Annotated in this window: 14 protein-coding genes and 1 tRNA gene; 4 read left to right on the forward strand and 11 right to left on the reverse strand. The window is 65.0% G+C overall.

Annotated elements, in window-relative coordinates; genetic code table 11:
• Nucleotides 1-45: 45 nt before the first annotated feature.
• Nucleotides 46-2,016 (reverse strand): PAS domain-containing sensor histidine kinase, encoded by a 1,971-nt coding sequence (locus tag K9B33_RS15400; protein ID WP_224549972.1) that lies wholly within the window; start codon nucleotides 2,014-2,016, stop codon nucleotides 46-48.
• Between the two features lie 155 nt (nucleotides 2,017-2,171).
• On the opposite strand from K9B33_RS15400, the gene K9B33_RS15405 reads away from it, so the two are divergent.
• Nucleotides 2,172-3,083, forward strand: a complete 912-nt coding sequence (locus K9B33_RS15405) for a sugar kinase (protein WP_224549973.1) — start codon at nucleotides 2,172-2,174, stop codon at nucleotides 3,081-3,083.
• A gap of 47 nt (nucleotides 3,084-3,130) precedes the next feature.
• A tRNA-Gly gene (locus K9B33_RS15410) sits at nucleotides 3,131-3,204 on the forward strand.
• Between the two features lie 174 nt (nucleotides 3,205-3,378).
• On the opposite strand, the gene K9B33_RS15415 is transcribed toward K9B33_RS15410, so the two are convergent.
• The 8 genes from K9B33_RS15415 to cyoA form a co-directional block, all read right to left on the reverse strand.
• Nucleotides 3,379-5,808 (reverse strand): calcium-binding protein, encoded by a 2,430-nt coding sequence (locus K9B33_RS15415; RefSeq protein ID WP_263499607.1) that lies wholly within the window; start codon nucleotides 5,806-5,808, stop codon nucleotides 3,379-3,381.
• A gap of 174 nt (nucleotides 5,809-5,982) precedes the next feature.
• Nucleotides 5,983-6,516, reverse strand: coding sequence for a response regulator transcription factor (locus K9B33_RS15425; protein WP_224550054.1), 534 nt, complete (start codon nucleotides 6,514-6,516; stop codon nucleotides 5,983-5,985).
• Nucleotides 6,506-7,831 (reverse strand): ATP-binding protein, encoded by a 1,326-nt coding sequence (locus K9B33_RS15430; RefSeq protein ID WP_224549974.1) that lies wholly within the window; start codon nucleotides 7,829-7,831, stop codon nucleotides 6,506-6,508. The genes K9B33_RS15425 and K9B33_RS15430 overlap by 11 nt, the downstream gene beginning before the upstream one ends.
• A complete protein-coding gene (locus K9B33_RS15435; protein WP_224549975.1) occupies nucleotides 7,828-8,553 on the reverse strand; it encodes an SURF1 family protein in 726 nt (241 codons plus the stop codon). The genes K9B33_RS15430 and K9B33_RS15435 overlap by 4 nt, the downstream gene beginning before the upstream one ends.
• Complete coding sequence (gene cyoD, locus K9B33_RS15440; RefSeq protein ID WP_224549976.1) at nucleotides 8,550-8,936, reverse strand: cytochrome o ubiquinol oxidase subunit IV; 387 nt, start codon at nucleotides 8,934-8,936, stop codon at nucleotides 8,550-8,552. The genes K9B33_RS15435 and cyoD overlap by 4 nt, the downstream gene beginning before the upstream one ends.
• On the reverse strand, nucleotides 8,933-9,577 hold the full coding sequence (cyoC, locus tag K9B33_RS15445) for a cytochrome o ubiquinol oxidase subunit III (RefSeq protein WP_224549977.1): 645 nt from the start codon (nucleotides 9,575-9,577) through the stop codon (nucleotides 8,933-8,935). The genes cyoD and cyoC overlap by 4 nt, the downstream gene beginning before the upstream one ends.
• Nucleotides 9,578-9,583: 6 nt before the next feature.
• Nucleotides 9,584-11,602: a cytochrome o ubiquinol oxidase subunit I gene (gene cyoB, locus K9B33_RS15450; protein WP_224549978.1), complete on the reverse strand. Its 2,019-nt coding sequence runs from the start codon at nucleotides 11,600-11,602 to the stop codon at nucleotides 9,584-9,586.
• A gap of 57 nt (nucleotides 11,603-11,659) precedes the next feature.
• The gene (gene cyoA / locus K9B33_RS15455) at nucleotides 11,660-12,811 is read right to left on the reverse strand and encodes a ubiquinol oxidase subunit II (protein WP_224549979.1); all 1,152 of its coding nucleotides are present in this window, start codon (nucleotides 12,809-12,811) and stop codon (nucleotides 11,660-11,662) included.
• 163 nt (nucleotides 12,812-12,974) lie between these two features.
• Between cyoA and K9B33_RS15460 the strand changes: the two genes are divergently transcribed.
• On the forward strand, nucleotides 12,975-14,309 hold the full coding sequence (locus tag K9B33_RS15460; RefSeq protein WP_224549980.1) for an MFS transporter: 1,335 nt from the start codon (nucleotides 12,975-12,977) through the stop codon (nucleotides 14,307-14,309).
• Here K9B33_RS15460 and K9B33_RS15465 read toward each other — a convergent pair.
• The gene (locus K9B33_RS15465) at nucleotides 14,306-15,181 is read right to left on the reverse strand and encodes a glycosyltransferase family A protein (protein ID WP_224549981.1); all 876 of its coding nucleotides are present in this window, start codon (nucleotides 15,179-15,181) and stop codon (nucleotides 14,306-14,308) included. The two genes, K9B33_RS15460 and K9B33_RS15465, sit on opposite strands and share 4 nt — an antisense overlap.
• Nucleotides 15,182-15,185: 4 nt before the next feature.
• Complete coding sequence (locus tag K9B33_RS15470) at nucleotides 15,186-16,457, reverse strand: ammonium transporter (RefSeq protein ID WP_224550055.1); 1,272 nt, start codon at nucleotides 16,455-16,457, stop codon at nucleotides 15,186-15,188.
• A 499-nt stretch (nucleotides 16,458-16,956) separates the two neighbouring features.
• Between K9B33_RS15470 and K9B33_RS15475 the strand changes: the two genes are divergently transcribed.
• A complete protein-coding gene (locus tag K9B33_RS15475; RefSeq protein WP_224549982.1) occupies nucleotides 16,957-17,295 on the forward strand; it encodes a hypothetical protein in 339 nt (112 codons plus the stop codon).
• Nucleotides 17,296-17,303: the final 8 nt, after the last annotated feature.

A 17,303-nucleotide genomic window follows, 5' to 3' on the forward strand; every position in this document is an offset into this window, starting at 1 on the left:
AATGCCGCTTTTCCAATATTTCGGCCGGGTTTTTCGAAAAATGGATCAACAGTCGGTACGGGGCGGATCGGGTTCGCGCGCCACGATCGCCGATGCGAGCGCGGTGCGCATGGCGGTCGCGACGGTGCGCGCAAGCTCCGCCTGCCTGAACGGTTTGTCGAGACGCAGGCGATGCGTGGCGTGCGGCGGTAGTTCGGCAAAGCCGGTAATGATGACGACCGGCAGGCCGGGTTGCATCTGTTCGATCGCATCGGCGAGCTGCGCGCCGGTCATGCCCGGCATTGCATGGTCGGTGACGACCAGGTCTACGCTGCCGCCCGCCAGCACCCGCAATGCATCGGCGCCGGACGACGCCTGGAACACGGTATGGCCCAGATCCTCCAGCATACCGGCCGTGTTCGTCAGCACCAGATCGTCATCGTCCACCGCCAGAATGACCAGCGGCATGTTGGGGTCATGCAATTCCTCCACCACCATGGCGATGTGCTGCGCCTCCGCATCGGCCTGCGCCATTGGCAACCACAGCGATACGCTGGTTCCGACGCCGGGCTCGCTGGCGATCGTCAGCGAGCCGCCGCATTGCTGGGCGAAGCCATGCACCATCGACAGGCCCAGGCCGGTGCCCTTGCCCACGCCCTTGGTGGTGAAAAAGGGTTCGCGGGCGCGCTCCAGCGTGGCGGCGTCCATGCCCTCGCCCTCGTCGATCACGGACAGGCGGATATAGTCGCCCGCCCCCAGGTCGGGGCGCTCGTCCGGGGCGACGGTCGTTCGCGCCGCGTCGACGATGATCCGCCCGCCTTCCGGCATGGCGTCACGCGCGTTGACCGCCAGGTTGAGCAGCGCCAGTTCCAACTGGGATGGATCGGCATGGGCGGCGCCCAGCGCCGGCGGAAAGCGCATCTCTATGGCTACCGCCGCGCCCAACGTGGTGCGGAACAATTCGGCCATGCCCTGCACCAATAGGACGCAGTCGACGCTTTGCAGCTTGAGTTCCTGCTTGCGCGCAAAGGCGAGCATCCGCTGCGTCAGGGTCGCGCCGCGCTCGGCCGCGGTCATGGCGTTGTCGAGATAACGGGCGATGTCGCCGCCGGTCGTCAGCCTTTGCCGGGCGAGGTCCAGGCTGCCGACGATCACCGCCAGCAGATTGTTGAAATCATGCGCGACGCCGCCGGTCAGCTTGCCGATCGCGTCCATCTTCTGGGTCTGGACGATGGCGTCGCGCGCCTCGTCGAGGGCGCGTTGCGCATCGCGTCGTTCGGTCAGGTCGCGGGTGATCTTGGCGAAGCCCAGCAAGGTGCCGTCCGGGGTGCGGATCGGGTCGATCACGACATTGGCCCAGAAGCGCGTGCCGTCCTTGCGAATGCGCCAGCCTTCCGCCTCGAACCGGCCCACGGTCTGCGCGGTATGGAGCGCGCGCGAGGGCAGGCCCGCCAGCCGATCTTCCTCGCTGTAGAAGCGGGAGAAATTCTGGCCCAATATCTCTTCGGCCTTATAGCCCTTGAATCGTTCCGCGCCCATGTTCCAGCTCGTCACCGTGCCGACGGGATCGAGCATGTAGATGGCGTAGTCGGTCACGCTCTGCACCAGCAGCCGGAAGCGTTCCTCGCTGGCGCGTAAGGCATCCTGCGCGGCGCGTCGCTCGGTCAGGTCGCGCGTCACCTTGGCGAAGCCCAGCAGGCGGCCGTCGGGGGCGCGGATAGGATCGATCACGACACTGGCCCAGAATTGTCCGCCATCCTTGCGGACGCGCCAGCCTTCCGCTTCGAACCGGCCGTCATGCTCGGCGGCATGGAGCGCGATTGCGGGGATACCGCGCGCCAGGTCCTCCGGCGTGTAGAAGCGGGAAAAATGCTGACCGATGATCTCGTCCGCTTCATAGCCCTTGAAGCGGCGCGCGCCCGCGTTCCAACTGACGATTACGCCCGTCGGGTCGAGCATATAGATCGCATAGTCGGTGACGCTTTGAACCAGCAGTTCGAAGCGATTGCCTGTTTCGTCAGTGGAGGCGGTAACCATCTTGTCCCCGAATCAAGCGCCGGTGGACGGTGCTCTCTTTGCCATCGGCAAAACGGCGCTGCAGCGCAATCGTTCCCTGCGGTCGCGCGGCAGGCCCTCTTGACTTGAAACGCGGCCCTGCGCACCACGCCGGCTCTACTGCACAGGGAGCGGGCATGGCGACGAAGGCGACGATCACGGTTATTGGCGAAGCGATGCTGGAGCTGAGCCGCGGCGATGGGGATGGCTGGAACCTGCGCTATGGCGGCGACGTCATCAACACCGCCATCCATCTGGCGCGCGCGGGCGACACTGTCCGCCTCGCCAGCGCGCTGGGCACCGATCCCATGAGCGCGCAACTGTGCGCCCAATGGGAAGCGGAAGGCGTGGACACGTCGCTGGTCATCGCGGCAAAGGACAAGCTGCCCGGCCTCTACGCGATCGAGACGGATGCGGCGGGCGAGCGCAGCTTCCATTACTGGCGCGGCGAGGCGGCGGCGCGGCGGATGTTCGACCTGCCGCAAAGCGCGGCGATGGTGGCGCAGGCGGCGCAATCGGACCTGCTCTATTTTTCGCTCATCACCCTGGCGATCCTGCCGGACGCCGGCCGGGAGGCGCTGTTGGACCTGTGCGCGCAGGTGCGTGCCCATGGCGGCCGCATCGCCTTCGACGGCAATTATCGCGCGCGGCTGTGGGATGATGCGGCGACCGCGCGCCGCTGGCGCGACCGGGCGATCGCGGTCAGCGACATGGGCCTGCCGACGCTGGCGGACGAGGTCGAGATGGGCGAAGCCGACGACGCCCGCGACGCGGCGGCGCGCTGGGGTGCGGGAGAAGGGCGGGACGTGGTCGTGAAGCTGGGCGGCGATGGCTGTTTGGTGGCGGGTGAGATCGTGCCGATACCGCGTCAACTGGACGTCATCGATTCGAGCGGGGCGGGGGACGCGTTCAATGGCGGCTATCTCCATGCCCGGCTGGCCGGCGCCAGCCCGCGCGATGCGGCGCTGGCCGGGCATCGTCTCGCCGGCTGGAATATCGGCCGCCGCGGCGCGATTCCGGCGCGCGATGCCGATGCGCCTTATGGCTGATCCCCGTTGACAGCAGCCCATGGCTTGCGCCATGGGCGATCGGGCAGGCGGGTGTAGCTCAATGGTAGAGCTTTTGCTTCCCAAGCAAGTGACGAGGGTTCGATTCCCTTCACCCGCTCCAGCCGTCTAAAGCGCGCTGCGTTTAATCGGATGCAAGTCGTACGATCTGGTTTTTTATCTTCGCATCATGCGGACGGTTCCCACTTTTCCGCACGATGCTCTACGATGCGAACCCTCGTTTTTGGCGCGCTACGCCCTGACCGGCCATGCCGTGGCGGGAATTGCCTCTCCCTCCCTAGCTGAAGACGAAATCCGAACTGACCAGCGCGGCTTTATCGACGCCGGTCAGGATCAGGGACTGTCCACCCCCAAAATCAAAGCGGGTGTCGGCGCCATCCGTCGTCGCGATCGCCATGATTTCGGCGAAACTGTCATAATCCTCGCCCATCGTCAGAATGATGCGATCATCGGCCTGCTCGTCGCCGGCGGTAAAGTCCATGATTCGCACTTGGCCGGACCCCGTCCAGAACAGGAAGGCGTCGTCGCCGGCCTCGCCGTAGAGGACGTCCTTGCCGCCGCCGCCGTCCAGATAGTCGCCACCGCCGCCGCCGTAGAGATGGTTGTTGCCGGCATTGCCGTACAGCGCATCCCCGACCTCGCTCCCGCGGGCATTCTCGAACCCGATGAACCTGTCGCCGGCCCCTTCCACGCCATAGGACCAGCCCAGGTCGAGATGGATGGTCACCCAGTCGAGCGATCCCCTGTAGCTCAACAGGTCCGACCCGCTGCCGCCGTGCATTTCATCCGCGCCAAGGCCGCCGATGATGATGTCGTTGCCAGCACCGCCGTATAAAATATCGTCGCCGGCGCCGCCGACCAATATATTGGCCCGGCCATCGCCAGCCAGAGTGTCGTCAAGGTCGCTGCCGGTGATCCTTTCCATGCCGCTGAAGCTGTCGCCGGTCGCATCGCCGCCGTCCGCTGCGCCGGTGGTGAGGTTCACAGTCACGCCGGCGGTCGATCCGCTATAGTCCAGAATGTCGTTGCCGTCGCCGCCCAGCAGCGTATCCGCGCCTGCGCCGCCCCGCAACATGTCGTCGCCAGCGGCGCCTTCCAGCCGGTCATTCCCCAGGCCGCCGATCAACTGGTTGCGGCCGCCGCCGCCGATCAGTACGTCGTTGCCGTCGCCGCCCTCCGCATGGCTGAAGCTGATGAGCGTGTCGCCGTCGGCGTCGCCACCCGATGCGGTCTGGGTCTGCAGATTGACAAGCACTGCCCCGACCGATCCGCGATAGCTCACAACGTCGCCATGCTTGCCGCCGTTGAGCAGATCCGCGCCGGCTCCGCCGATCAGCCAGTCGCGCCCGTCGCCACCGAACAACATGTCATCGCCCGCGCCGCCCATAAGCTGGTTCTCGCCGGCGTCTCCGGTCAGCTTGTCGTCGTGGCTGCTGCCGATCAGCCCCTCGATCCCGTCATATTGGTCGCCGATCGCCTCGCCGCGCGTTCCGACGCCGGAGGCGAGGTTGGCGGCGACGGCCGACAGGGCCTCGGCATAGCTGGCCATGTCGACGCCCTGATCGCCATAAAGCATATCGGCGCCCGTTCCACCCATCAGCACATCGTCGCCCAAGTCGCCGTGCAGGGTGTCGCTGCCTTGCAGGCCGCGCAGGATATCCGCGTCCAATCCGCCGTTCAGGAGATTGTTCAGGCTGTTGCCGCTGCCGCGAAACAGCGCTGCGCCGCCGAGATAGGTGAGATTTTCCACATGGCTCGCCAACTCGTAATCGTCCAGATCCAGAACAAGAACCTCGTCCGTGCCGCCGCCGGACAGTTCGATCGTCTGGTCATTGATTGAGTCGACGACATAGAGGTCATCGCCATCGCCGCCCTCCAGCCGATCGTCGCCCGCGCCGCCGTCCAGCAGGTCCGAGCCGGCGCCGCCCAGCAGCCTGTCATCGCCGTCATAGCCCAGCAGCAGGTCGTCGCCCCCCAGACCGCTCAGCACGTTGGCCAGGTCGTTGGCGTCGATCCGGTTATCCTGCTCATTGCCTGTGCCGTTGCGGGCATCGGCGCCGTCGAGCGCCAGCGCTTCGACGAAGGGCGCCAATGTGTAGCTGACCGACGACACGACGAAATCGATGCCTTCGCCGTCCGCCTCGATCACCTGATCGTAGATGTTGCTCACGAAATAAATGTCATGGCCGTCGCCGCCGCTCATCTGGTCGGCGCCGCGCCCCCCGTCCAGCCAGTCATCGCCCGCGCCGCCGAACAGCCGGTCATTGCCATCGCCAGAGTCGAGAAAATCGTCGCCATCGCCGCCGCGCAGTTCATCGGCGCCATAGCCGGACAGGATGATGTCCATGTCGGCGGAACCGGTCAGCAACTGGTCGCCATGGGCAAGGCCGGCATTGAGGATGTGCCAGGTCATGGAGACCGACTCGCCGCTGAAATTGTTCATCGCGGAAAAGGAGAGAGTGCCGTCGGACGCATCCTCGCCTCCCGGAAAGCCGAGATAGACGATGGCGGAACCCGAGTCCCAGCCATAGCCGCCGGTGCCCCCGATCGTCCCGCCCTGGTCGTAATAATTGTAATTCCAGCTTGTTTCGTAGAAGGCTTCCCCGGTTTCCGGATCGTCATAGCCGGGAACATAATAATCGATCTGCATGTCGAATGTGCCGGAATCACGATCGATCGTAAGCCAATAGCCGATAAAGCCTGCCATGATCCCCTCCTGCCGGGATGGATGGACAGATCATAGACGACGCCGCTGGTTCCGACAAGAAAACAGCGGCCCATTACCATCTGTCCGGCGCGGCTACTTTGTCATGGACTGCGACAGCGAAGATTCTCTATTTGATCCAGCCTGTCTGGGTCCGTCGCAAGTGGGTAAGTAAACTTAACCTACCTGACGCTTGGCCAGCTTGCGGGCGAGGGTGCGGCGATGCATACCCAGCCGCCGCGCGGCTTCGGAGATGTTGAACTCGCTGTCCTTGAGCACCTCGTGGATATGCTCCCATTCCAGCGTCTTGATCGACGTCGGCCGGGGGGCGAGCGGCGCGGCGGGATTGCCGCCGGAGCGGGCGAAGGCGGCCTCGATATCGTCGGTGTTGGAAGGCTTGGCGAGATAATTGGTGGCGCCCAGCTTGATCGCCTCCACGGCCGTCGCGATGCTGGCGAAGCCCGTCAGCACCACGATCAGCATCGCCGGATCATGGGCGTGGAGCGCCTGGACGCAGGCCAGGCCCGATTGCGGGCCAAGCTTGAGATCGACGACGGCGAAGCCGGGGCGGTTGTCGGCGAGTATCGCGGTCACCGTTTCCAGGCTGTCGGCCGACAGCACGCTGTAGCCGCGCCGTTCGAAAGAGCGTTTGAGCGTGCGGGCGAAGCCTTCGTCATCCTCGACGATCAGCAATTGCCGTTCATCCGTCATCATTCGCCTCCTCCAGCGCCAGCGTCGAGAGCGGCAGGCGCAGCAGGATCATCGCGCCGCCCTCCGCACCATTGCTGGCGTCGACCCGCCCGCCCAGCTTGCGCACGACATTGACCACCAGGAAGAGGCCGAGGCCGCCGCCCTGCTTGCCCTTGCTCGACCGATAGGGTTTGCCGACATCGGCCAGCATCGCCGCGTCGAAGCCACGGCCATTGTCGCGCACCGCGATGTGCAGCCACTGGCTGTCGCGGCTGACCATCATGTTGATATAGGTCGCGCCCGCCTCGCGCGCATTGTCCAGCAGGTTGGTCACCGCCTGGCGGATCACCGGATCGGCGATGATGCGCGGATATTCATGCGGGCCGAAATCGCAGCGCAGCGGCATACCCGGATTGGCGATCCGCCAGTCGCGCGCGATGATGTCGATGAAATCGCGGACGTTGGTGATCTGCGGCGCTTCGCCGCGCGCCTCCCCCGCGGACATGAGGATGCCGGTCAGGATGGTCTTGCAGCGTTGCACTGCCGCTTCCATCTCTCCCACTTCCTCGACCAGTGCGGGGTGGGTCTTGATCTCCGGCATGTGCCGCCAGTCGCCCAGCACCACGGCGAGCTGGGCGAGAGGAGTGCCCAGTTCATGCGCCGCGCCCGATGCCAGCAGGCCCATCCGTACGATATGCTCTTCCTCGACCGCCTGCTGCCGCAGTTCCGCCAGATAAGCATCCCGCTGTTGCAGGTTGCGGGTCACGCGGGTCATGAACAGCACCAGCAACACCGCGATCATGGTGATGCAGATCCAGGTGCCGACGATATGCAGGTCGAACAAATGCCCTTCCAGCGTTTCGCTGAGGTCGAGCGGACGGTAGACGAAGGCCAGCATCGCCGCGCAGAGCATCGATACCGCCACGATTCCCCATACGCTCCAGCGATGCAGCAGCACCGCGCCCAGCGCCACCTGCACCAGATAGAGCGACACGAACGGATTGGTCGCGCCGCCGCTCAGATAAAGTTGGGTGGTCAGCGCGAACACGTCGAACAACAGCGCCAGGAACAGCTCGGCATGGGTGATGTCGGTGCGCCTGCGCAGCACCATCAGGCTGCCGATGTTCATCGCCGCTGCGATGCACGGCACGACCAGCATCGATGGCAGCGGCAGGTGGATGTCCATGCCGAAATGGACGAACAGGATCGTCGCGACCTGCCCGGCGATGGCGATCCAGCGCAATTGCACCAGCAACGCCATGTTGCGGCGCCCGGCTGCGTCGGCGGGCCACCGGCTCGGCAGCCAGCGCGCGCGTCTTCCCGGCTGTGCAGTCATCCCCGGCGATCTTTTCCAGACTGGCGCATGACCAGGCTATAGGCCCCGGCGACCATCGCCGCCAGTATGAACCAGGTGATGGCATATTGCAGATGGTTGTTGGGGAAGCTGACGACGGTCAGTCCGCCGACGGGCAGTGCGTCGGGGGCGGGGCCAGCCTGTGCGTCGATGAAATAGCCCGCGACCGGCACAAGCCTGCGCGCGGCGGCGATGGCGGCGACGTCGCGCGAATACCAGCGGTCGGCGGCGGGATCGTTGCTGCGCAGGAAGCCGCCGCCCGGCTCGGTCAGGCGCAGCAGGCCGGTGACGCGCACCACGCCTTGCGGCCGGTCGTAACGGGCTTTGGCGTCCGGCGGCACGAAGCCGCGATTGATAAGCAGGATTGCGCCATCGGGGCGGCGCAGCGGCGTCAGCACCCAATAGCCCGCGCCGCGCACGGTCGAAGCCTGCACCAGCGCGGCCTTGTCATGCAGGAAGGTGCCGGTGGCGAACACGCGGCGATATTCGTCGGCCTGGGTCGCGCTTTGCGGCGCTGGCACCGGCGCGGCGTGGATGCGGGCGTCCACACGGGCGATCAGGTCGCGCTTCCACTCCAGCCGCTCCACCTGCCAGACGCCCAGCGCACATAGGCCGACGAACAGGATCAGTGCAGCCAATGTCAGGCCGACCGGAAACCCCGCCCGCTTGCCCTTGGGGGCGGGGCGGGGGTCGGCCTGTGTCACGGCATCTGGCTCATGTCATGCTGCGACATGGGCATCATATTATGATTGAGATGATACATGACCCACATCGACCCGGACAGGGTGATGACGACCAGCACCAGCGTGAAGATCAGCGCCATCATCGACCAGCCGCCTTCGGAGCGGGTGTTCATGTGCAGGAAGTAGATCATGTGGACCACGATCTGCACCACGGCGAAGGCCATGATGATGATTGCGGTGGTCTGCGGATTGGCGAAGACGCCGGCCATGACCAGCCAGAAGGGGATGGCCGTCAGGATCACCGACAGGCCGAAGCCGATCATGTAGCTGCCCATGCTGCCATGCGCGCCCGCATGGGCGTCGGGGTGGTCATGGCCGGGTTTGGGGTGGGCGGCATCGCTCATCGCAGCATTCCCATCAGATAGACAAAGGTGAAGACGCCGATCCAGATGACGTCGAGGAAGTGCCAGAACATGCTGAGGCACATCAGGCGGCGCTGGTTGGCGGGTATCAGGCCCTTTTTCGCGACCTGCACCATCAGCGTCACCAGCCAGATGCAGCCGAAGGTGACGTGCAGCCCGTGGGTGCCGACCAGCGTGAAGAAGGCCGACAGGAAGCCCGACCGCATCGGCGTCGCGCCCTCATGGATGAGGTGCGCGAATTCGTACATTTCGATGCTGAGGAAGGCGAGGCCGAACAGGCCGGTGACGGCCAGCCAGCCCTGCGTCGCGCCGACCCGGTTCTTCTCCATCGCCAGCATGGCGAAGCCATAGGTGATGGAGGAGAAGAGCAGCATGGCCGTGTTCACCGCCACCAGCGGCAGATCGAACAGATCCTTCGGCCCCGGTCCCGCCGCATAATTGCCGCCCAGCACCGCATAGGTGGCGAACAGGCAGGCGAAGATGAGGCAATCGCTCATCAGGTACATCCAGAAGCCCAGCATGGTGCTGGACCCTTCGGGATGATGCGGCTCATGGTCCAGATGGAAGAGCGGGTTGCCGTCCTTGTCGAGGAAGGCGGGGTCGATCGGAGATGCGCTTGCCATGATGGATTAACCCTGGGTCGCGAGCAGCGCGGTGCGCTCGCCCTCGGTACGCTCGACCACATCCTTGGGGATGTAGAAGTCGCGCTTATAGTTGAAGGTATGGCCGATCGCGACGGCGAGGATGCCGGCGAAGCTGAGGCCTGCGAGCCACCAGATGTACCAGATCATGCCGACCGAGAAGGCGACGGACAGACCCGCGATGATGATGCCGGTGCCGGTGTTGGACGGCATATGGATCGCTTCGTAACCCGTCAGCGGACGCTGATAGCCGCGCTTCTTCATGTCGGCCCAGGCGTCATTGTCGTGAATGACGGGCGTGAAGGCGAAATTATAGTCCGGCGGGGGCGAGCTGGTCGCCCATTCCAGCGTGCGGCCGTTCCAAGGATCGCCGCTCGTGTCGCGCAGCTTGTCGCGGTTGATGATGCTGACCGCGAACTGGATGAACATGCAGGCGATGCCGGCGGCGATCATCAGCGCGCCGAAGGCGGCGATCTGGAACCAGATCTGTAGCGAAGGATCGTCGAACACGCGCATCCGGCGAGTCACGCCCATCAGACCCAGGATGTAGAGCGGCATGAAGGCGAACCAGAAGCCCACGACCCACAGCCAGAAGCTGCGCTTGCCCCATTTGGTGTCCAGCGTGAAGCCGAACGCCTTGGGCCACCAGTAATTGATCGCCGCGAACAGGCCGAACAATACGCCGCCGATGATGACGTTGTGGAAATGCGCGATCAGGAACAGCGAGTTGTGCAGCACGAAGTCGGCGGGCGGCACGGCGAGCAGCACGCCGGTCATGCCGCCGACGGTGAAGGTCAGCATGAAGGCGACCGTCCACATCATCGGCAGGTCGAACCGGATGCGGCCGCGATACATGGTGAACAGCCAGTTGAACAGCTTCGCGCCGGTCGGGATGGAAATGACCATCGTCGTGATGCCGAAGAAGCTGTTGACGCTGGCGCCCGAACCCATGGTGAAGAAATGGTGCAGCCAGACCAGATAGCTGAGCAGCGCGATCACGATCGTCGCATAGACCATCGAGCTATAGCCGAAGAGGCGCTTGTTCGAGAAGGTCGCTGTGACCTCACTGAACACGCCGAACAGCGGCAGGATCAGGATATAGACTTCCGGGTGGCCCCAGATCCAGATCAGGTTCACATACATCATGGGGTTGCCGCCCATGTCGTTGGTGAAAAAGGCGGTGCCGATATAGCGGTCGAGGCTGAGCAGCGCCAGCACGGCGGTCAGCACGGGGAAGGCGGCGACGATCAGGACGTTGGCGCACAGCGAAGTCCAGGTGAAGACCGGCAGCTTCATCATGTTCATGCCCGGCGCGCGCATCTTCACGATGGTCGCGATCAGGTTGACGCCCGACAGCAGCGTGCCGATGCCCGCAATCTGCAAGCCCCAGATATAATAGTCGACGCCCACGCCCGGCGAATAAGCGATGCCCGACAGCGGCGGATAGGCCAGCCAGCCGGTGCGCGCGAATTCGCCCACGAACAGCGACATCATGACGATCACGGCGCCCGCCGTGGTCATCCAGAAGCTGAAATTGTTGAGGAAGGGGAAGGATACGTCGCGCGCGCCGATCTGGAGCGGGACGATATAGTTCATGATCCCGGTGATCATCGGCATCGCGACGAAGAAGATCATGATGACGCCATGCGCCGTGAAAATCTGGTCGTAATGATGGGCGTTCAGATAGCCTTCCGATCCGTTGAACGCCATCGCCTGTTGCAGGCGCATCATGACCGCGTCGGCAAAGCCGCGCACGAACATGATGAGGCCCAGGATCATATACATGATGCCGATGCGCTTATGGTCGACGGTGGTGAACCAGTCGCGCCACAACATGCCCCATAATTTATACTTGGTGATGCCCGCGACGACGACGAGGCCGCCGAGCATGACCATGATGAAGGTGCCGACGACGATCGGCTCGTGCAGGGGGAGCGAACTCCAGTCGAGCCGACCGAATATCAGCTTCCAGATGCCGCTATTTTCAGAGGCGGGGGAGGGGGACATGGCGTCTAGCCTTCAGGCGAGAGAGAAAAGAAAGAACGGGGGGCAGGGCATGGGCGATCACATGCCTTCATGACCGGCATGGCCACCGCCATGCCCATCGCCGTCCTGCTGGCCGGGGGCTTGCTTGCCCTGCGCGGCCGGGGTGCGGTCCGCCGCCGGGGTCATGCCCGCAGGCTGGGCGATTTCGCCCTTCTTGCCCGGTTCGACCGGATGATAGCCGCCCACGTCGATCGTGCCGTCATGGCGCAGCCCTTCGACGTCATGCGCCGACTCCTTGCCCGCACCGCCGTGCATGTCGGTCATCATCACCGCCTCCATGCACTTCTTGCCCGGCTGCACGCACATGTTGAGCGCGGCGTGGAACAGTTTGGGCTCGACGCCGCCGAAATACATAGGCGGCACCTTTTCGCTGGGCTGTTCCAGCTTGATATAGGTCGGCCGGTCCAGGGTCGCGCCGCTGGCTTTCACCTTGGCGACCCACTGGTCGAAACCGGCCTCATCCATCGCGTGGAAGCGGAAACGCATGTTGGAGAAGCCGGCGCCCGAATAATTGGCGGAGAAACCCTCATAATTGCCCGGCTTGTTGGCGACCGCGTGCAGCACCGTCTGCATCCCCGGCATGGCGTAGATCTGGCCGGCGAGTGCGGGCACGAAGAAGCTGTTCATGATGCTGGACGAGGTGATCTTGAACTCGATCGGCCGGTCGACCGGCGCGGCCAGTTCGTTCACCGTCGCGATGCCCAGCTCGGGATAGATGAACACCCATTTCCAGTCCATCGCCACCACTTCGACCTGCAACCGCTTGGCGGCCGGATCGACCTTACGCGCCTGATCGACGCGTTCGATCGGCCGATAGGGGTCGAGCAGATGGGTGCTGCTCCACGTCACCGCGCCCAGCGCGATGATGATCAGCAGCGGCGCCGACCAGATCAGCAGCTCCAGGCTGGTCGAATGATCCCAGTCGGGATCATAATCCTCCGCCTTCGCTTTCTCCCGATATTTCCAGGCGAACCAGATCGTCATCGCCATCACCGGAATGATGATCAGCAGCATCAGCGCGGTGGAAATGAGGATCAGGTCGCGTTGCTGCATTGCAACGTCGCCGGCGGGGGACAGGACCACCCAGTTGCATCCGCCCAGCGGCAGCAGCAGGAGTGGCGCGATTCGGCGCAGAAATGCGCACTTGGTGGCGGAATGACGGGCTATCATGCGGCCCGCATTATCAGGATGGCCGGCGCGCGACATTGGACCTTTTGTCCTATCCCTGTGCATCTGCAAAATAGGGCATGGGTGAATTTATCACCGGGATGATTCGTCGTGCAACGAAGTGCGGCACGGATCGTTCCCGCAGCATGAAGGTCCGTTTTACCCCATGACTTCCGCGACGACCACGCCCAATTCGACCCAGGCGGAACGCGACGTGCGCCAGCTTCATGCGCATGGGCACAAGAAGATCGCGCCCGGCGAGATCGCGATCGGCGTCATCATCGGTCGCACGTCGGAATTTTTCGACTTCTTCGTTTATGCGATCGCCTCCTGCATCGTCTTCCCGGCGCATATCTTCCCCTATATGTCGCCGCTGATGGGAACGCTCTGGTCCTTCGCCATCTTCGCGCTCGCCTTCATCACACGTCCGATCGGGTCATTCATCTTCATGGCGGTCGATCGCGCCTATGGCCGCGGCGTGAAACTCACCATTGCGCTGTTCCTGCTGGGCGGATCGACGGCGGCCATCGCCTTCCTGCCGGGCTATGACACGATCGGCCATGGTGCCGCCTTCCTGCTGGCGCTGTTCCGCGCCGGGCAGGGCGTGGCGCTGGGTGGCACCTGGGACGGCCTCGCCTCCTTGCTCTCGCTCAACGCGCCGCAGAACAAGCGCGGCTGGTATGCGATGATGCCGCAACTCGGCGCGCCGCTGGCGCTGATGGTGGCGGCCGGCCTGTTCGCCTTCTTCCTCAACACCCTCTCGACCGCCGATTTCCTCGACTGGGGCTGGCGCTATCCCTTCTTCGTCGCCTTCGCGATCAACGTGGTGGCGCTGTTCGCCCGCCTGCGCATCGTGGTGACGCACGAGTTCGAGCGGCTGTTCGAAACGCGCGAGCTACAGCCTTCGCCGGTCGTCGAAACCGTCCGCAGCGAAGGGCGCAACATCGTGATCGGCGCTTTCGCGCCGATGGCCAGCTTCGCGCTGTTCCACATGGTCACCGTGTTCCCGCTGTCCTGGATCGCGCTCTACACCGACCAGCCGCTGGAACGCTTCCTGATGATCGAGGTGATCGGCGCGTTCGTCGGCGTGCTGGCGATCATCGTGTCGGGCTTCGTCGCCGACATGGTGGGCCGCCGCACTTTGATCGGCTGGTCGGCCGTGGGCATCGCCATCTTCGCGGTCGCGGCGCCCCTGCTGCTGAATGGCGGCGATCTGGGCGAAGTCGCCTTCATGGTGCTGGGCTTCATCCTGCTGGGGCTAAGCTTCGGCCAGTCGTCGGGCATCGTCGCCTCCAACTTCCGCACCGCGTCCCGCTATACCGGATCGGCGCTGACGTCGGACCTCGCCTGGCTGGTGGGCGCAGGCTTCGCGCCGCTGGTCGCGCTGTTCGTGTCGGCCGAGTTCGGCCTGGCCGCATCGGGCATCTATCTGCTGTCGGGTGCGGTGGTGACGGGTGTCGCCCTGTTTGTGAACAAGGAACTGGCCGGCCGCGATCGTTAAACCGCGTCGCGCATTCTCTTAAGCGCCTTCCGGTCGAACCAAGATGTGAGGCCGGGGCGCGGGCGGAAGCGGGGCAGCCATTCGGAATAAAGGCTCGCAAGACGCGCGGGGAGGCCGGCCGGCCCCTCGCGCGTCATGATGTCCGACACGATCCGGTTCTGGTAGAAACGCACCGAATAGTTGACCAGCCGCTTGTAATGCATCCGCCAGGTCTGGGGTCGGGCCAGGCTGACCTGCTCGCACAGGAAGCCCGCATCGTCGCAGGGCACGATCCCGGCCAGATCCCAGGCGATATCCTTTTGCAGTCCGGTATGCGCCCAGGATGCGACCAGCCCGTCGTCGCCGATCAGGTCGTCGGGCAGGCGCAGCCCGCGGGCGCGGATAGCCCGCACGAAATTCCCAGACAGTGCATAGAGATCGCCGAACAGTCCGCCTTCGCTGTGGAGCGTGCCGCGATAGGTTGCCGCCATCCGCCCGTTCATCGGCATCCCCGACGCGGCATTGGCGCGGGGATGGGCGGCCAGATCGGCGACCAGCGCGTCGATCGATCCCGCCGCGATCTGGGCATCGCCATCCAGGAAGACGACCGCATCCTCGGACCCGGTCAGCAGATCATGCACCATATGGTTCCAGGTCCGCGACTTGCCGCCCGCCTGGATGTCATGGACGATGACATTGGCCCGGCCGGCCGCCGCTGCCTTTGCTCGCGCCACGGTGGAGTCGGTGGTGCCGTTGACCAGCACATGGAAGAGCGTATCCGCCCGGTCGAGCGGCAGCGACGCCAGGCAGGCGCCGATCCGCCGTTCTTCCTGATGGGCGAAGATGGCGACGGCGACGGAAGAGGGGGCGACGGAAGAGGGGGGGGGCGTCATCGCCTTAACGGAAGTCCCAGCCCTGCTGGCCGTGCTGGCTGGCGTCGAGACCGTCGGCCTCTTCCTGCGCGCCGACCCGCATGGGGATGACGACCGACACGACCAGCGCAGCGATCGCGCTGCCGACCATCGCCCACAGCGCCACGACGATCAGGCCGATGGCCTGGGCCGTCAACGCCCCGCCAACCGAGATATTCGCGTCGAAGCCGACCCCGCCCATCAGCGGCAGGACGAACAGCGGCAGCAGCAGCACGCCGGTCAGTCCGCCCAGCCCATGGATGGCGAAGACGCCTGCACCGTCATCGACCCGGCCGGAGAGGATGCCTGCGCCGGTGCGTGCGACGCAGGCGGCGATGACGCCGATCAGCATCGCGCCGCCGGTGCCCACCAGCGCGGCGCTGGCCGCTATGGCGGCGATGCCGGCCAGTGCGCCGGACAGTATGCCCGTCGCGCTGGTGCGGGCGTTCAGCATCCGGTCGAGCAGCCCCCAGGTCAGCGCCGCGGCGCAGGCGGCGAAGAGGTGATTGAGGATGGCGGTCGCGGCGTCGTCGGTCGCGCCCAGCGCCCAGCCGCCGACCACGCCGGACAGGCCGACCCACAGCAGCCCGCCGCCCGCCAGGCTCAGCAGCGGGGCGTGGCCGGGATCGGACGGTTCGCGCCGCCCGCCCGCGATCAGGGAGAGGGCAAGGGCGGAAAAGCCCGCCACGCCATGCAGCACCAGCCCGCCGGCAAAATCCATGACGCCCATATCGGCCAGCCAGCCGCCGCCCCACACCGCATGGGCGACCGGGGCATAGACGATCAGCAGCCAGAGCGGGGTGAAGGCGACCCACCAGCCGATCCGCGTCCGCTCCGCCACTGCGCCCACCAGCAGGCAGGCGGCGAGCAGCGCAATCGCAAGCTGGAACAGGACGAAGGCCGATTCGGGCACCGTCAGCCCGTCACGCAACTGGGCGAGATTGGCGAGCAGCAGGTTCGCGCCGCCGCCCAGCCAGGCGCTGCCCGGCGCATAGGCGATGCTGTAGCCCGCAATGCCCCAGGTCAGCGCCGCGACCGCCGCGACAGCCGCGCCCTGCGCCGTCACCGACAGGGCGCTGCGCACATTGACCTGCCCCGCATGGCGCAACATCAGCCCCGGCAACGCGGCCAGCAGCACCAGCAGCGCGCACAGGATCATCCAGCCGGTATCGCCGCTGTCGGCCACGGCCACCTGCGCCCAGGCAGGTTGCGGCACCGCGATCGCGGTCAGAAGGGGCAGGGCGAAGGAAAAGCGCATCATCAAAACCCGGCTATGGACAAGTCCGCTGTGTCTAGCGGCGCTCTGGTAAAGTTTTCGATAAGTAAGGTCGATTGGTGACGGGCGATGCAGCGGCAGGACGCGACGGGACACGACGGGCGAAGTTCACACCGTCGTCGGGCAAATTCGGCCAATAGTCACTGTGAGGCTGCCGCGAAGCCCTCGTGACGCCCCTGCGACGCGCCACATGGGCCACACTCAAGCGACACGCGCGCGACACTGGCGCTACGCCCACGCGACTGCGATGCGCCGATCGCGCGACGGCAGGACTGTCGGGGAGGGGCGGCGGATTCATCCAGAAGGATAGACCAGACAAAATCCTACATTGGAAGGCCCTCGTGAATGGGCAGCATACCCGTCTTTCCGCCGATGGATAGCCAAAGCCGATTAACAGGTTCGACTGTGGTAATGGCGCCCCCGCTCCTTTAGAGGGGCGGCGCAGTTCCAAGACGTTCATATAGATGATGGCAGGTAGAAGATGGCCCGCAAACATTCCAAACATGGTCGCTACGAAGACGTGCCTGTCGAGGAGGATGCGCCGGCGCCGGTGATAGACTGCTGGCTGTGCGGGCGGCCGACCGGCAAGACGATCGTCTGGCACCATCCCGTTCCCAAGAGCCGGGGCGGGCGCGATGTCGTTCCCATGCATGGCATCTGCCAGCAGACGCTGATCGCCAATTTCACCAATTCCGAATTGCAGCGCCACGGCACGGATGTCGAGGGCCTGCTGGCCCATCCCAATGTGCGCAAATTCGTCGACTGGGTGGCGAATAAAGACCCTGATTTCACCGCGACCATCGCCAAGAAGCAGCGGTAAGGCAGGGC

It is taken from the genome of Sphingobium sp. 3R8, from assembly GCF_020166615.1.
Classification (GTDB): domain Bacteria; phylum Pseudomonadota; class Alphaproteobacteria; order Sphingomonadales; family Sphingomonadaceae; genus Sphingobium; species Sphingobium bisphenolicum.

Coding starts and splice junctions, on each gene's coding strand:
- K9B33_RS15400 (WP_224549972.1), bottom strand. CDS start 2,016: ATGGTTACCGCCTCCACTGACGAAACAGGCAATCGCTTCGAACTGCTG.
- K9B33_RS15405 (WP_224549973.1), top strand. CDS start 2,172: ATGGCGACGAAGGCGACGATCACGGTTATTGGCGAAGCGATGCTGGAG.
- K9B33_RS15415 (WP_263499607.1), bottom strand. CDS start 5,808: ATGGCAGGCTTTATCGGCTATTGGCTTACGATCGATCGTGATTCCGGC.
- K9B33_RS15425 (WP_224550054.1), bottom strand. CDS start 6,516: ATGACGGATGAACGGCAATTGCTGATCGTCGAGGATGACGAAGGCTTC.
- K9B33_RS15430 (WP_224549974.1), bottom strand. CDS start 7,831: ATGACTGCACAGCCGGGAAGACGCGCGCGCTGGCTGCCGAGCCGGTGG.
- cyoD (WP_224549976.1), bottom strand. CDS start 8,936: ATGAGCGATGCCGCCCACCCCAAACCCGGCCATGACCACCCCGACGCC.
- cyoC (WP_224549977.1), bottom strand. CDS start 9,577: ATGGCAAGCGCATCTCCGATCGACCCCGCCTTCCTCGACAAGGACGGC.
- cyoB (WP_224549978.1), bottom strand. CDS start 11,602: ATGTCCCCCTCCCCCGCCTCTGAAAATAGCGGCATCTGGAAGCTGATA.
- cyoA (WP_224549979.1), bottom strand. CDS start 12,811: ATGATAGCCCGTCATTCCGCCACCAAGTGCGCATTTCTGCGCCGAATC.
- K9B33_RS15460 (WP_224549980.1), top strand. CDS start 12,975: ATGACTTCCGCGACGACCACGCCCAATTCGACCCAGGCGGAACGCGAC.
- K9B33_RS15465 (WP_224549981.1), bottom strand. CDS start 15,181: ATGACGCCCCCCCCCTCTTCCGTCGCCCCCTCTTCCGTCGCCGTCGCC.
- K9B33_RS15470 (WP_224550055.1), bottom strand. CDS start 16,457: ATGCGCTTTTCCTTCGCCCTGCCCCTTCTGACCGCGATCGCGGTGCCG.
- K9B33_RS15475 (WP_224549982.1), top strand. CDS start 16,957: ATGGCCCGCAAACATTCCAAACATGGTCGCTACGAAGACGTGCCTGTC.